Source organism: Microbispora triticiradicis (genome assembly GCF_005864065.1).
GTDB classification, from domain to species: Bacteria; Actinomycetota; Actinomycetes; order Streptosporangiales; family Streptosporangiaceae; genus Microbispora; species Microbispora triticiradicis.
On the sequence record NZ_VANP01000006.1, the window covers coordinates 64,684 to 78,966 of the forward strand.

General features: G+C 72.7%; 10 protein-coding genes. 5 read left to right on the plus strand and 5 right to left on the minus strand.

The window, feature by feature from the left end; all coding sequences use genetic code 11:
- Positions 1-203: 203 nt before the first annotated feature.
- Positions 204-3,056 (plus strand): AfsR/SARP family transcriptional regulator, encoded by a 2,853-nt coding sequence (locus tag FED44_RS17065; protein WP_167521499.1) that lies wholly within the window; start codon positions 204-206, stop codon positions 3,054-3,056.
- A gap of 10 nt (positions 3,057-3,066) precedes the next feature.
- On the opposite strand, the gene FED44_RS17070 is transcribed toward FED44_RS17065, so the two are convergent.
- A complete protein-coding gene (locus FED44_RS17070) occupies positions 3,067-4,590 on the minus strand; it encodes a PucR family transcriptional regulator (RefSeq protein WP_138461280.1) in 1,524 nt (507 codons plus the stop codon).
- Between the two features lie 109 nt (positions 4,591-4,699).
- Here FED44_RS17070 and FED44_RS17075 point away from each other — a divergent pair, with 109 nt between their 5' ends.
- Positions 4,700-6,988 (plus strand): xanthine dehydrogenase family protein molybdopterin-binding subunit, encoded by a 2,289-nt coding sequence (locus tag FED44_RS17075; protein ID WP_244302014.1) that lies wholly within the window; start codon positions 4,700-4,702, stop codon positions 6,986-6,988.
- A gap of 29 nt (positions 6,989-7,017) precedes the next feature.
- Here the strand turns inward: FED44_RS17075 and FED44_RS17080 are convergent, their stop codons facing one another.
- Positions 7,018-7,716, minus strand: a complete 699-nt coding sequence (locus FED44_RS17080) for a hypothetical protein (RefSeq protein ID WP_133306060.1) — start codon at positions 7,714-7,716, stop codon at positions 7,018-7,020.
- Between the two features lie 185 nt (positions 7,717-7,901).
- The gene (locus FED44_RS36470; protein ID WP_138461281.1) at positions 7,902-9,596 is read right to left on the minus strand and encodes an excalibur calcium-binding domain-containing protein; all 1,695 of its coding nucleotides are present in this window, start codon (positions 9,594-9,596) and stop codon (positions 7,902-7,904) included.
- A gap of 156 nt (positions 9,597-9,752) precedes the next feature.
- Here FED44_RS36470 and ald point away from each other — a divergent pair, with 156 nt between their 5' ends.
- Positions 9,753-10,871, plus strand: coding sequence for an alanine dehydrogenase (gene ald / locus FED44_RS17090; RefSeq protein ID WP_111701896.1), 1,119 nt, complete (start codon positions 9,753-9,755; stop codon positions 10,869-10,871).
- Positions 10,872-10,899: 28 nt separating this feature from the next.
- Here ald and FED44_RS17095 read toward each other — a convergent pair whose 3' ends face one another.
- Positions 10,900-11,577: a DUF3105 domain-containing protein gene (locus tag FED44_RS17095; RefSeq protein ID WP_111701894.1), complete on the minus strand. Its 678-nt coding sequence runs from the start codon at positions 11,575-11,577 to the stop codon at positions 10,900-10,902.
- A 105-nt stretch (positions 11,578-11,682) separates the two neighbouring features.
- On the opposite strand from FED44_RS17095, the gene FED44_RS17100 reads away from it, so the two are divergent.
- Complete coding sequence (locus FED44_RS17100; RefSeq protein WP_138461282.1) at positions 11,683-12,351, plus strand: DUF305 domain-containing protein; 669 nt, start codon at positions 11,683-11,685, stop codon at positions 12,349-12,351.
- An 83-nt stretch (positions 12,352-12,434) separates the two neighbouring features.
- On the opposite strand, the gene FED44_RS17105 is transcribed toward FED44_RS17100, so the two are convergent.
- Positions 12,435-13,283: an alpha/beta fold hydrolase gene (locus tag FED44_RS17105; protein WP_138461283.1), complete on the minus strand. Its 849-nt coding sequence runs from the start codon at positions 13,281-13,283 to the stop codon at positions 12,435-12,437.
- Positions 13,284-13,399: 116 nt separating this feature from the next.
- Here FED44_RS17105 and FED44_RS17110 point away from each other — a divergent pair, with 116 nt between their 5' ends.
- A complete protein-coding gene (locus FED44_RS17110; RefSeq protein ID WP_138461284.1) occupies positions 13,400-14,278 on the plus strand; it encodes an AraC family transcriptional regulator in 879 nt (292 codons plus the stop codon).
- Positions 14,279-14,283: the final 5 nt, after the last annotated feature.

A 14,283-nucleotide genomic window follows, 5' to 3' on the forward strand; every position in this document is an offset into this window, starting at 1 on the left:
CGTAATGCGGTAGTAGTGAAGAACGTCGGGGATGCGGTGGGGTGCAGCCACGAACTGCCAAGCCGGTGCCTTCAACCGCCCCTGACAGACTTCCACAGAACGCGTCTGTGTCGTTACCCTATGGAGTCCGACGACGTATGGATAACGCGGAAGAGCACGGAACGTCGCAAGGCTCACCGTATCGCCTGCAACTGCTTGGGCCCGTGGCGGCGTGGCGCGAGGGCCGGACCGTCGACCTCGGGCCACCCCTGCAGCGTGCGGCCCTGTGTGTCCTCGCCGCCCGCGCGGGACGGGTCGTCACCAAGGACACGCTGATCGGCGGGCTCTGGGGGGATCGTCCGCCGAACACCGCCGAACAGAGCGTCTACACCTACATCGCCGGTCTGCGGCGGGTGCTGGAGAGGGCGCCGGGCCGGCGCGGCCCCTACAGCACCCTGATCTCCCGATCGCGGGGCTATGTGCTTGAACGCGGGGTGGTGGAGGCGGACGTCGGCGACTTCGAACGCCACCTGGCCGAGGCCCGGCGGCTCCAGGCCGCGGAGGATCCGCGTGGCGTCCTGCGGACGTTGGACGCCGCCTCGGACTGCTGGTCGGGTCCCGCCCTCTGCGGTGTGCCCGGCCCCTTCGCCGAGGCCGAGCGGGTCCGGCTGGAGGAGTTGCGCCTGACGGCTCTGGAGGACCGGGCCGACGCGATGCTCGATCTGGAACTACACCAGGAGGCCGTGACGGCCCTCACCGAACTGGTCGCGGAGGCTCCCCTGCGGGAGCGGACCCGTGACCTGCTCATGCTGGCGCTCTATCGGACGGGCAGGCAGGCCGACGCGCTCGACACCTACCTGGACGTCAAGCGGCTGCTCGCCGAGCGGCTCGGCGTGGACCCCGGCGAGGCCCTGCGCGAGCGGTACGAACTGATCCTGCGGGCCGACCCCTCCCTCGACCCGGAGCGGAGCGAGACGACCGACGCCGGTCCCGGGGCTCGGCCGCCACGCCAGCTTCCGCGCGCGGCCACCGGCTTCGTGGGCCGGGTCGAGGAGCTGGTCCGCCTGCGATCGCTGCTCACCCCCTGGGACGGTGGCGTCCCGCAGGCCGTGGTCGCGATCACGGGTGCCCCCGGAACGGGCAAATCCGCCTTGGCCGTCCAGGCCGCGCACACCGCGGCACACGCGTTCCCCGACGGTCAGCTCTATGTGAACCTCCTGGGAGCGACACCGGGCGTCGGGCGTCTGGAGCCGATCGGCGTGCTCGCCCGGCTCCTGCGTGCGCTCGGGCTGGAGGGCAAGGCCGTGCCGACCGAGGAGGACGAGGCCGCCGCGGTGCTGCGCGACCGGCTGGAGGGTCGCAGGACCCTCATCCTGCTCGACGACGCGGCCGGGCCGGAACAGGTCCGCTCCCTGCTGGGCCTGCCGTCGGGCAACACCGTGCTCATCACGAGCCGGGAGTCCTTCGCCGTGGCCGACGACTGCGTGCGGATCATCCTCCGCAGGATGCGGCGGTCCGAGGGGGTCACCGTCCTGTCGAAGCTCGTCGGGGCGGAGCGGATCTTGGGGGATCCGGCCGCCGCGGCCCATCTGGTCGAGCTGTGCGGCGGGCTGCCGCTCGCCCTGCGCCTGGCCGCCGCCCGGCTCGGCGAGCGACCGGACTGGAACGCACGGGACCTCGGTGTGAGGCTGGAGGACCGGCGGCGCACGCTGCACGAGCTGGAGTCGGGCCAGATCGCCGTGCGATCCAGTCTGGAGCTGAGCTACGAGGCGCTCGCCCGCGGCGGCGCGCTCGATCGACTGGCCGCGCGGACGCTGTGTCATCTCGGCGTCCTGCACGTGGCGAGCGTGACCGCCGACGTGGTGGCCGCCCTCGTCGGCGAACCCGCCGACGCCGCCGAGCGCGCCCTCGACCGACTCGTGCGGGCGCATCTGCTGGAGACCGGTGAGGCCGGCCGCTACCAGCCGCACGACCTCGTGAGGCTGTTCACGATCGAACTCGCGGACACCCATCTCACACCGCATGCGCGCAAGGACGCGCTCATGCGGGCGCTCGGCTTCTACGGCGCGACCACACGTCACGCCAGCACCCTGCTCGATCCCCACCGCGTGCACCTTCCCTGGCCCGACGTACCGCAGCGCCCGCTGACGCTGACCACCCCGGCCGAGGCCAGGGCGTGGCTCGACCAGGAGCTGACACATGTGATCTCCGCCGCGTCGCAGGCGATGGCGAAGGATGACGACGAGAGCGCACGCCTGGGCGCCTATGTCGGGTTCGCGCTGACCTGGCAGCTCATCCGTGAGGCGCGTTACAAGGAGCAGCTCGAACTGAGCCGTCAGGCACTGTCGATAGGGAAGCGGACCGGCGATCCGGACATCCAGGCTCTGGCATACGGCCAGATCTCCACGTCTCTCGCGAGTCTCGGACGGCCGGAGGAGGCGCTGCCGTATCAGGAGGCCGAACTCGAACTCCGGCGCGCTCAGCGGGACCGGTTCGGCGAGATGCGCGCCCTGGGCAACCTGAGCACGGCTCAGTTCGACTCCGGTAGATACGCCGAGGCTTACAGGAGTGCCGAAGCCCAGAACGCCATAGCCCGGGAGATCGGGTCCGCGGTGGGAGAGCGGCACTCCCTGCTCATGGCGGGGAGCGCACGCCGGGGTCTGGGCGACACGGCCGCGGCGATGAACCTGCTCGAACAGGCGCTCAGTCTCGCTCGAGTCGCCGGGGACCGGCACCACGAGTCCAGCAGCCTTCTTTTCCTCGCCGAGCTGTGTCTGGACCAGGGCGATCCGTCGACCGCCAGGGACTACCTGGAACGCGGCCTGCGCCTCTCCCGCGAGAGCGGCCAGCGAGGACGTGAAGGCCATCTGCTCGGCAGGCTGGCGCAGGCGCATCGCCTGCTCGGTGAGCCCGAACCGGCACTGCGCTGTGCCCTGAAGTCGCTGGCCATCGGGCAGCGGTCCGGGGACGAGCAGCTACGCCGTCAGGCGGAGGACGAGCTTCGCGAGATCGGGGAGGCGTTCCCCGGGGTGGAGGTCACGCCGCCGCGCTCCGCGGAGGAGGCGCTGAGCCGCTGACCGCGGCGGGCTACCCGGCGCGCAGGGCGAGGAAGAGGTCGACGCGGTCGGCCATGGACGACAGGTCCCTGCCGGTCAGCTCCTCGACCCGCCTGATCCGGTATCGCACCGTGTTGACGTGGACGTGCAGGCGCTCGGCGCAGGCGTTCCACGAACCGGTGCAGTCGAGGAACGCGCCGAGCGTGCGCACCAGCTCGGCGCCGTGCCGCCGGTCGTAGTCGAACAGCGGCCCGAGCAGCCGCTCGGCGAAGGACGACCGCACCTCGCCCGGCGTGGTCGCCAGCAGCAGCGCGTGCGTGTAGATCTCGTCGCCGGTGACGACTCCCCCGCCGCGCGCCGCGGCCAGCCGCCGGGCATGGCCCGCCTCCTCCACCCCGCCCCGGATGGCCTGCGCGCCGGTCAGCGCCCCGCTCACCCCCACCGACACGGTGAGCGCCGGCAGCCCGGCCGCGATCACCGCCGCCCGGTCGCGCAGCCGCTCCGCGAGGGCGTCGCGGTCGTCGCCGTAGGCGTCGCCGCGCAGCGGGACCAGCGTCACCGACGCGTCCGCCCCGGCCACCGCCACCACCCGCCGGTCCAGCAGCTCCTCCACGACCTGGCCGCCCAGCAGGGCGGGATCGGGGCCGTCGGTCGCCCCGCGCCGGCTCGCCGCCGCGGCGACCAGCGCGTACGGCTCCGCCGGGTCGACGCCGCAGGTCCGCAGCCGCGCCGACAGCTCCGTCGGCTCCCCTCCCGAGCAGGCCAGGGCGATCAGCTGTTCGGCCAGCCGCCGTTCCACCCGCCGGCCCGCCTCGGCCCGGGTGCGCTCCAGCGCGACGCAGGCCGCCAGCTCGAAGCCGATCTCCGCGTCGACCTCCCCCCGGCACACGAGGGCCCAGCCGGCGGCCCGGTGCGCGCGGTCCACGGCGAACAGCGTGAACCGCCCGCCGCGGTCCACCACCACGGGCAGGCGGACGGCGGCGAGGTAGTCGCGGGCCAGCCGTACGGCCTGGTCCTCGGGCAGGGCGCCCGCGACGACGGAGCCGCAGGCGGACACCACGGCGGCCGTGACGCCGAGCTCGGTCTCCACGAGCGCGAACAGCTCCCTCAGCCCCGCTCCCTCGGCCACCGCCGCCACGATCCTGCGGTGCCGCCCGAGAGCGCCGCGCAGGTCACCCGCCTGCACGGCGGCGACGCGCCGGCCCACGAAGTCGGTGACGGCGCCGAACGACACCTCGACGGGCACCTCCAGCAGCGGCAGGCCGTGCTCGCGGCAGGCCGCCACCAGATCGTCGGGCACCATGCCGAGCCGCGCGTCTCCAGCACCGATAGCGGCCACCCCCGCCTCCGCGAGGGCGGCCACGAACCGCGCGGAGTCGCCGGGAGACCGCCGCCACATGAGCCCGGTCAGCACCAGCTCGCCTCCCGACAGGTAGCGCCGGGGGTCGGGCAGGTCGGTGATGAGCACCCCGCTGATCTCACGGTCCGGCGTCTCGTCGCCCGTCAGCAGGACGAGCCGCAGCTCCGGGGCGGAGAGCAGATCACGAAGCAGCACGACCGACAGCCTATTTGGAGGTATGTACAAGCATCGACCCCGTCCGCTGTCCCGTTTCCCATGACCACGCCGATAGGCCGGGGCCCGGTCCGGTTGCTGTACTACGAGCATGACGCGGCCGATGACGACGGACACCCAGCGCCCCTCGGGGCCGGGTTCGGGGCTCGGCGAGAGCGTGCCGCGCCCGGACGGCAGGCTGAAGGTGAGCGGGGAGTTCGCCTACTCCTCGGATCTGTGGCTGGAGGGCATGCTCTGGGGCGCCACCCTGCGCAGCCCGCACCCGTCGGCGTGGATCCGCTCGGTCGACGTCGGCCCCGCCCTCGCGATGCCCGGCGTGTTCGCCGTGCTGACCCACGAGGACGTCCCCGGTGAGAGGTTCTACGGGCTGGAGCACCGGGACCAGCCGGTGCTGGCGATCGACCAGGTCCGCTACCAGGGCGAGCCCGTGGCGATCGTGGCCGCCGACCATCCGGAGACCGCGCGCCGGGCCGCCGCCGCGATCGTCGTGGACTACGAGGTGCGGCCGTCCGTCGTCGACCCCCGCCGCGCCGCCTTCGACCCGTCCTGCCCGGCCGTCCACCCCGGGGGCAACGTCGTACGGCACCAGCCGGTCAGGGTGGGGAGCACCTTCGAGGCCGAGGTGGTCGTCACCGGCGAGTACGAGGTCGGCATGCAGGACCAGGCCTTCCTCGGCCCGGAGTCTGGACTGGCCGTGCCCGCCGAGGACGGCGGGGTGGACCTGTTCGTCGCCACGCAGTGGCTGCACGTCGACCAGGGTCAGGTGGCTCCGTGCCTGGGCCTGCCGGCGGAGAGGGTGCGCCTGACGCTCGCCGGGGTCGGCGGTGCCTTCGGGGCGAGAGAGGACCTGTCGATGCAGGTCCACGCCTCGATGCTGGCGCTGCGGACCGGCCGCCCCGTCAAGATGGTGTACGGCCGCGAGGAGTCGTTCTTCGGCCACGTCCACCGGCATCCCGCCCGGATGCGGTACGAGCACGGCGCGACGGCCGACGGGCGGCTCGTCTACGTGCGGGCCGAGATCCTGCTCGACGGCGGGGCCTACTGCTCGTCCACGCCCGCCGTGGTCGGCAACGCCGCCTCCCTCGGCGTCGGGCCGTACGAGGTGGACAACGTCTGGATCGACGCGTACGGCGTCTACACGAACAACCCGCCCTGCGGCGCGATGCGCGGGTTCGGGGCGGTGCAGGCCTGTTACGCGTACGAGTCGCAGATGGACCGGCTCGCGGCGGCCTGCGGGCTGTCCCCGGTGGAGATCCGGGTCCGCAACTCGGTGTCGCAGGGATCGCGGCTGGCCACCGGGCAGCTGATCGACAGCCCCGCGCCGCTCGCGGAGATGCTCGCCGAACTGGCCGCGATGCCGCTACCCGCCGAGCCGCCGCCCGCCGGCCCGGACGGCGCGGGGGTGGACGGCGCCGGGCCCGATCTGCGCCTGCTGCCGGGCGGCGTGGCCCAGGCGACGCGCGGCGAGGGCGTGCGGCGGGGCGTGGGCTACGGCGTCGGCATCAAGAACATCTGCTTCTCCGAGGGCTTCGACGACTACTCGACGGCGCGGGTGCGGGTCGAGCTCGCCGGTGACGAGCCGCACGTGCTCGTGCACACCGCCGCCGCCGAGGTGGGGCAGGGCCTCGTCACCGTGCAGGCCCAGATCGCCCGTACGGAGCTGGGCATCGAGCGGGTCACCGTCGCTCCGGCGGACACCGCGGTCGGCTCGGCCGGGTCGTCCTCGGCCTCCCGCCAGTCGTACGTCACGGGCGGGGCCGTCCGGGCCGCCTGCGTGGCGGTGCGGGAACGCCTCGGCGCGCTGCGCGCGGCGCATCCCGGGCTGTCGCTCTGTGAGGTGCTGGAGCGGTCCGGGCCGGTGGAGGAGACCCGGGAGTTCCGCCACCGGCCGACCTTCCCGATGGACCCGGTCACCGGCCAGGGAAACTCCCACACCCAGCTCGCGTTGTGCGTGCATCGCGCGGTGGTCGACGTCGACGTGGATCTCGGCCTGGTCAGGGTCGTCGAACTGGCCGCCGTGCAGGACGTGGGGAAGATCCTCAACCCGCTCGCCCTCGAAGGGCAGATCCACGGCGGCTCGGCGCAGGGCCTGGGGCTCGCGCTGATGGAGGAGATCCAGGTCAGGGAGGGCAGGGTGCTCAATCCCTCGTTCACCGACTACCTGATCCCCACCATCCTCGACATGCCGCCGATGCGGCTGTCGATCCTGGAGAACCCCGACCCGCACGCGCCGTACGGGCTGCGCGGGGCGGGCGAGCCGCCCACGCTGTCGTCCACCCCGGCCGTGGCCGCCGCCGTCAGGGCCGCGACGGGCCTGGATCTCCCCCGGGTGCCGATCCGGCCCGAGGACATCGCCCTCGTGCCCGCCTCCCGGCCCTGAGGACCGGCCGGGTCGGTCCGCTCTCGGGCTCAGTCGGCGATGTAGCCGATGGAGGTCACCTCGTAGCCGCGGGCCTTCGAGCCGCCCAGCCGCATGAACATCGCGCCCCCCTCGTAGGAGTAGGCGCAGCTGTAGCCCTTCGAGTCGCGGTTGCAGCCCTGGAAGATGTAGGCCACGCCCTTGGGGTCGAACCTGTTCCGGAAGAGCGTGGTGACGGCCCTGTTCGTGGCGGCCTCCAGACCCCGGTAGCGGTCGCCCGCGCGCCATGCCTTGAAGAGGTGGGTGGCGGCGGCGGACGGCTTGACGAGGTGCCGGGACTCGTACACCTTCACGACCTTCGAGCCCGAGACGACCATCAGGATGCCGTCGAGCCCGCCCGGGACGTTCACGCTGGTGTGGACGAACCGGCAGTCGCGCCCTCCGGTGCAGCCCGCGAACCTGTCCGGGGCCCGGAAGGGGTAGGCGAAGATCGTGGAGACCGCGCCGGCGGTGGCGACCCGGGAGGCCGCGTGGCGGTCCCGGCGCAGCCACGCGCCGAAGAGTTTCTTGGCGACCGTCGCGGGCGCGGGCCTGAGCCCCATGGACGCCGCCTGTGCGGCGGACGGGGCCGGGGCCTGCGCGGCGGAGTTCGCGGAGTGCGCGGAGTGCGCGAGCGCCGGAGCGGCGGGGAGAAGCAACGCGGCGGCGGCGGCCGAACCGGCCACGCCTCGCAACCATGGTGCTGACACGCTCCGCACGCTACCGGGCTCTGCTTGCACCCCGATTGCCCGCGGCTTGCACGCCCGCCGGACAGCCCCGGCTCGGCCGGGTATCGGCACCGCGGCCCGCTCGGACATGGGCCGTAGCGGACATGGGCCGTCGGTGGGTGCGGCACGGCGTTCCCGTCGCGCCGTACGCCTGACGGGGCGAGGGGTCAGACCATGTCGTCGGGGTCGCAGGCGACGCCGTCGTGGTCGACGTCGACGTACCAGTCGTACTCGGGGTGACGGCCCTTCGTGTACGGCCCGGCGCCGTGGGCCTTCGCCTCCTTGCACGAGGCGTACCGGCCGCCGTTCCCTCCGCCCGTGCCCGCCGAGGTGAGAGCGGCCTGCGTGGCCCCGGGCTGAGAGGAGCCGGTGCGGGAGCCGGAGCTGATCGTGCCCTGCCCGCCGTTCTGCTGGGAGACGCCGGGCGGGGTCGAGCCGGGCTGAGGGGCGTTCTGGTTCGTGCCGGACTGGTCGAGGCCCGGCTGGGTCCCGCCCTGCTGAGTTCCACCCTGCTGTGTGCCACCCTGCTGTGTGCCGCCCGGTTGCGTGCCGCCCGGTTGCGTGCCACCGGGCTGGGTTCCACCGGGCTGGGTTCCACCCGGCTGAGTCCCGCCCTGCTGGGTTCCGTCCGGCTGGCCGGCGCCGGGCGTGGGGTTCTGCTGCTGGCCCGCGGGGGCCGATCCTCCGGTCAGCAACCCGATGATCGCGTCGGCCTGCGCCTTGTCGAAGCCCGCGATGCCGAGGCTGTCCTGCGTGATCTCCTGGGCGACGCGGGGCGCCGCGACGACCTTCTCGCCCACCACGACCGCGAGTTGCTGCTTGACGGTGTCCCGGGTGAGCTGGGCGATCTCCTCCCGGCTCGACGGCGACAGCACGAGCCGGACCGAATAGGTGCCGTCGTTGTCGGGCACCTCTTCGATCTTCTGCACTGTCTTGACCGTGACGCCCGGGTCGAGCAGGTAGCAGGTGGTTCCCTTGTCGTCCGGGATCGCGTCGGTCCCCTCGCAGGGCGCGGGCCGCACCCCGGTGACCGGGGCGAAGTGCACGGGAGTGGTCAACGTGTGGACGGGCGTCTGCTTGAGCGGGGGCGCGTCCGGATTGCGGGTCATCAGGACCGCGACCGCCCCGAGGACGCCGGACATCACGACCACCGTCACGAGCGCCGCCACGAGGGCGATCGTCGTCCCCCTCGCCGCGCGCGGCTCCGACGGCCCCTCCGGAGCCGCGGGGCCGGCGGGTGCGTCAAGGGGCACATCCGCCGGAGCCTCCTCGACCACCTCGACCACGACGTCGGACGGAACGGGAGGAAGGTCGGCGAGCACCTCGACGGGAACGCCGGGAGGAACGTCGAGGGGGACGCCCGGAGGAACGTCAGCGAACACGCCGGGGGGCAGGTCGTCCGGCCCAGCGGCGCCGGGATGCCCGGGCGCGCCGAGCCCCGCGGGTACCTCCGCATCGCGGAGGCCGCCGTCGGGGAGGCCCGCGACCCCGTACGGGTCATCGGTCACGCGGGGACCGTACGGGTCGCCGCCCACGCCGGGAACGGCGCCGATCACCTCGGTCTGCCCGAACCCGTCCGGCGGGATCTCCTGCGGGCCGTACGGGTCGCCGGCCGCACCCGGTCCGTCTCCGGGCGCGCCGTACTCCGCGGCGTGGCTGCCGCCGGGCGGGCCGTACGGTGCGGCGTGCCTGCCGCCGGTCCGGCCGTACGTCCCGGCGGGCACACCGCCGGCGTCGTCCGGGCCGGCCACGCTCTGCAACGGTGCCGTCTCAGTCCCCGGGGTCGGTCCGCCGGGCCGCGGACCGGGTTCCTCGTCTCCCGGCACGGGCGCGTTCTGCATCCCCACCTCGATCCCTGACATCGCTCGCAGAGCCTACCGACCTATGCCAACGGTAGGTAACCGGGCGACCATATGCGGTTCAGCGGCTTCCAATCCTGACCATTTGTCATGAATGCCAGCCAAATTGTTGCTCGTTGCCCACTGCCAGGGCAAACACGGGGAGCAGACAGTGAGAACATGAAGGTGGGAGTGCCCCGAGAGATCAAGACCCATGAGTATCGCGTCGCGCTCACCCCTGCCGGGGCCAACGAGTTCGTCCGCAAAGGCCACCAGGTCGTCGTGGAGCAGGACGCCGGAAGGGGGTCGGCGATCCCCGACGAGGACTTCGCCGCCGCGGGGGCGGTGATCCTCGACTCCGCCGACGAGGTGTGGGCGGAGGGCGATCTGATCCTGAAGGTCAAGGAGCCCGAACCGGACGAGTACCACCGGATGCGTACGGGCCAGGTGCTGTTCACCTATCTCCACCTCGCCGCATCGGAGCCGTGCACCCGGGCCATGCTGGAGTCGGGCGTCACCGGCATCGCGTACGAAACCGTGCAGCAGCCCGACCGCACGCTGCCGCTGCTCGCGCCGATGTCGGAGGTCGCCGGGCGGCTGGCTCCCCAGGTGGGCGCCTACCACCTCATGCGGCAGGGCGGCGGGCGGGGGGTGCTGATGAGCGGCGTCCCCGGCACCTATCCGGCCAAGGTCGTAGTGATCGGCGCGGGCGTGTCCGGCATGAACGCCGCCGCCGTCGCCGTCGGCATGCGGGCCCAGGTGCTGCTGCTCGACCGCGACGTCGACCGGTTGCGCCAGGCCGACCTGGTCTTCCGGGGCGACTGCCAGACCGTCGCGTCCAACGCGTACGAGGTCGAGCGGGCGGTGGTGGACGCCGATCTGGTGATCGGCGCGGTGCTCGTGCCGGGCGCCAAGGCGCCGACCCTGGTGAGCAACGATCTCGTGGCCCGGATGAAGCCGGGGTCGGTGCTCGTCGACATCTCCGTCGACCAGGGCGGCTGTTTCGAGGACTCCCGGCCGACCACGCACGCCGACCCGGTCTACCGGGTGCACGGGTCGGTGTTCTACTGCGTGGCCAACATGCCCGGGGCGGTGCCGCACACCTCGACGTACGCGCTGACCAACGTGACGCTTCCGTACGCGCTGTCGATCGCCGACCTGGGCTGGCGCGGGGCGCTGACCGCCGACCCCGCGCTCGCCCTCGGCCTGAGCACCCATCAAGGCCACCTCGCGAGCCGCCCGGTGGCCGAGGCCCACGGGCTCGAAGCCGTGCCCGTGGACCGCCTGCTGGTTCCCTGACTCCCTCCAGAAGGGGCTACTACCCCGGTCAGGAGGACGGGGACGCGCCGGGCATCGGCTCCTGGCTGGTCTCCGCCTGCGGCGGCGGGAGCGGCTGCTCGGAGGTGGTGCCGACGCCGCCCGTGCAGGACGCGCCGTACTCGGGGGTGTAGGTCGGGTTCTGCTTGTACTTCTTCACGAACTCCGGCAGGCGGGGGTCCTCAGCACCGTCGAGGATGATCTGGTGGTCCCACGAGGAGGCGACGACCTTGGCCGGCAGGTTCGGGTACGGGCTCAGCAGCATGTAGTCGGCCGAAGCGATGGTCTTCAGCTTGTCGACCTCCGCCTTCGGCAGGTCCGGACGGTAGGTGATCCACACCGCGCCGTGCTCCAGCGAGTGGACGCCGTGCTCGTTGTGGATGGGCTTGTCGTAGATGCCACAGTTCTGCCAGTAGTAGTTGTGCTGGCCGCCGACGGGCGGGTTCTCCTTGTAGTCCACCTTCGCCCAAGAGTGGTCGGAGCCCTTGTAGTTGAAGGACTTGACCGCGCCGAGCGACTTGCCCGAACGGTCCTTCACCACCCAGACGGCGACAAGAGCGACCAGGACCACGATGACGAGGCCGCCTATGCCCCACATGAGAAGCGCGGCGCGCCGCTCCTTGCGCTTCTGGTCGGCGCGCATGCGGGCGAGGTGCTCACGCCTCGCCTGCGCCTTCTCCTTGGTCATCGCTCCTCCAAGCACTGATCACTGACGCCCCCGCTGGGTATGGAGAATAGTGGTTATACCTACCACTTCGGGTAGATCTTGTTTGGCGGCGGTACCCTGTGGGTGATGAGCACTGACCTCGACGCCGCGGTCGAGACCGCCTCCCCGCCCCGGCGCTCCTTCCCCCTCCTCGGGCTGATCGCCGTACTGCTCGCGGCGGCGGTGCTCGTGGTGTTCTTCACCAGGCAGGGAACGCCCTCGGACTCCTCGCCCGAGGCGGGGTTCGCGCGGGACATGGGGGTCCACCACGCCCAGGCGGTCGAGATGTCCTTCGCCCTCCGCGACAAGACCTCCGACCAGGCGCTGCGCGGCCTGGCGTACGACATCATCACGACGCAGAGCACGCAACGTGGAATTTTCATGGGCTGGCTGCAGCAGTGGGGTCTGGACCAGAGTGCGAGCCGCCCCCCGATGGCCTGGATGTCCGGGCACGGCCACGGCGGCGGGGCCGCCACCGCCATGGCGCCCGGCGGGACCATGCCCGGCATGGCCACTCCCGCCGAGATGGACAGGCTGAGGGCGGCCACCGGCAAGGACGCCGAGATCCTCTTCCTCCAGCTCATGATCCGCCATCACCAGGGCGGGGTGGAGATGGCCGAGGGCCTGCTCCGGCTCTCGTCGCGGGAGGAGGTGCGGGCCTTCGCCCAGCACATCGTCGACAGCCAGAACGCCGAGATCCGCACGATGAAGGAGTTCCTGGCCGCCCGCGGCGCCCAGCCCCTCCCCGCACCGTGACCCTCCCCGCACCGTGACCCTCTCCGCACCGTGACCCTCTCCGGCCGGCCCGCCGTCGGCTGGGGGTGACGGCGGGCGGGCCTTCAGCCCCTCCCGGCGTGGATCGCGGTGAAGGCCAGCAGGGGGCCGGCGGTCCTCGCCGGGTCCTCGAGTATGGGCGAGTGCCCGAGACCGGGCAGCAACTCGACCTTCGCGCCCGGAACCGTCCGGTAGTCGGCGGCGGACGAGGATCGCCACCTGCGGTCGTCCTCGCCGAAGATCACCAGAAGCGGCTTGCCGAGGGCCGTCAGCCGCTCGGGGAGCGCCTGTTCCTCCAGGTAGGCGCGGGTGCCCGCCATTGTCGCGGTGAGCGTGTGGTAGGTCATCATGCGTACCTCGTCCAGAAGCTCCTGTGGGATCTGATAGCCCGCGCGGCTGAAACCGGTGCTCGCGAACCGGCGGATCTGCTCGTCGGCCGGCGGCCACTGCGACGGTGCGATCACGGCGGACTCGGATGCGATGAAGGCGGCCATGCCGGGTCCGGTGTTGATGAGCACGAGCGCGATCACCAGGTCGGGTCGTCGCTCGGCGAGAGCGGTGGCGACCGCGCCGCCGCTGGAATGACCGACCACGATCGCGCGCTCGACGCCGAGCCGGTCCAGTGCCACGCCGGCCCGGCGTCCCTGGTCCGGGGTCGCGTAGCTCGGGCCGGCCGGTTTGGCCGACCGCCCGTGCCCGAGCAGGTCGATCCGGATGACGCGATGCGAGCCGGTCAGCAGCGGAACCAGGGAGTCCCACGAGCGGGCCGAGGAGGCGGACCCGTGGATCAGCAGGAGTGCCGGGGCGTCGCGGGGGCCGTCCTGGCACACGTGGATGTCGCCGTCGTCCAGGGACAGCGTCGAACTTTCGGTGGTCTCGGTTTGCGCATGCCGATCGCCGTCGGAAACAGTCATGCGCCCACTGTCGCCGCCGGTGCGCGCAGGCGTCTTGGACGAATGTTCCCCCCGGTTGTTCCCCTCGGTCGTTCCCTCCGGTCGTTCCGCGCGGCGCTCGGCATAGCCTGGCGGTCGTGTCGGCTTTCGTGCACGGTGAGACGGTGTGGGACGTCGCCTGTCCACGGGGGCCCGGCCGGGTGGCCGGTGTCACCATGGCCGGGTTCCGCGTCGGTGACCTGGACGCGCTCCGGATGGTCCCGCACCCGGCCGTGACGCTGCTGCTGGAATTCGGCGCCGGTTCGCCCGTCGTGGACTACGCCGCCGGGCGGCGGCAGCGCGGAAGCCTCGTCGCGGGGCCCGGGCTCGGGTCCGGAGGCGCGGCCTGGGCACGGGGGGAGAACGTCGAGTGCGTGCAGGTACGCCTGTCCCCGGTCATCGCCCGCGCGATTCTGGGCGTCTCCCCCGCCGACCTCGGCGGCGCCGTGGTGGCCCTCGACGACCTGTGGGGCCGGGAGGCGTCGCGGATCCGTGAGCGGCTGGCCGACGTCTCCTCCTGGGAGGATCGCTTCGCGTTGACCGGCGCGCTGCTCGCCCGCCGGCATGAGGCGGGGCCGCCGGTGGACCCTGAGGTGGCCTGGGCCTGGCGCCGGATCGCCGGAGGTCGCGGCCTGGTCCGGGTCGATCGGCTGGCGGCCGAGCTCGGATGGAGCCGTAAGCGCCTGTGGTCCCGATTCCACGCACAGATCGGCCTGCCGCCCAAGCGCGCCGCGAAGCTGGTCCGCTTCGATCACGCCGCCCACCGCCTGGTCGCGGGCGACAGCGCGGCCCGAGTCGCGGTGGAAGCCGGCTACGCCGACCAGTCCCATCTGCATCGAGACGTCATGGAGTTCATCGGGGTGACCCCGGCGAACGTGGCGGGCGAGCCGTTTCTGGCGGTCGACGACATCGCATGGCCCAGCCGGGAGGCTCCCGCCGGACCGGACCTCCCGTCGGCCGGCAGTCCAGGTCCCTGATCCCG

Coding starts and splice junctions, on each gene's coding strand:
- FED44_RS36470 (WP_138461281.1), bottom strand. CDS start 9,596: ATGTCAGGGATCGAGGTGGGGATGCAGAACGCGCCCGTGCCGGGAGAC.
- FED44_RS17100 (WP_138461282.1), top strand. CDS start 11,683: ATGAGCACTGACCTCGACGCCGCGGTCGAGACCGCCTCCCCGCCCCGG.
- FED44_RS17095 (WP_111701894.1), bottom strand. CDS start 11,577: ATGACCAAGGAGAAGGCGCAGGCGAGGCGTGAGCACCTCGCCCGCATG.
- FED44_RS17075 (WP_244302014.1), top strand. CDS start 4,700: ATGACGCGGCCGATGACGACGGACACCCAGCGCCCCTCGGGGCCGGGT.
- FED44_RS17105 (WP_138461283.1), bottom strand. CDS start 13,283: ATGACTGTTTCCGACGGCGATCGGCATGCGCAAACCGAGACCACCGAA.
- ald (WP_111701896.1), top strand. CDS start 9,753: ATGAAGGTGGGAGTGCCCCGAGAGATCAAGACCCATGAGTATCGCGTC.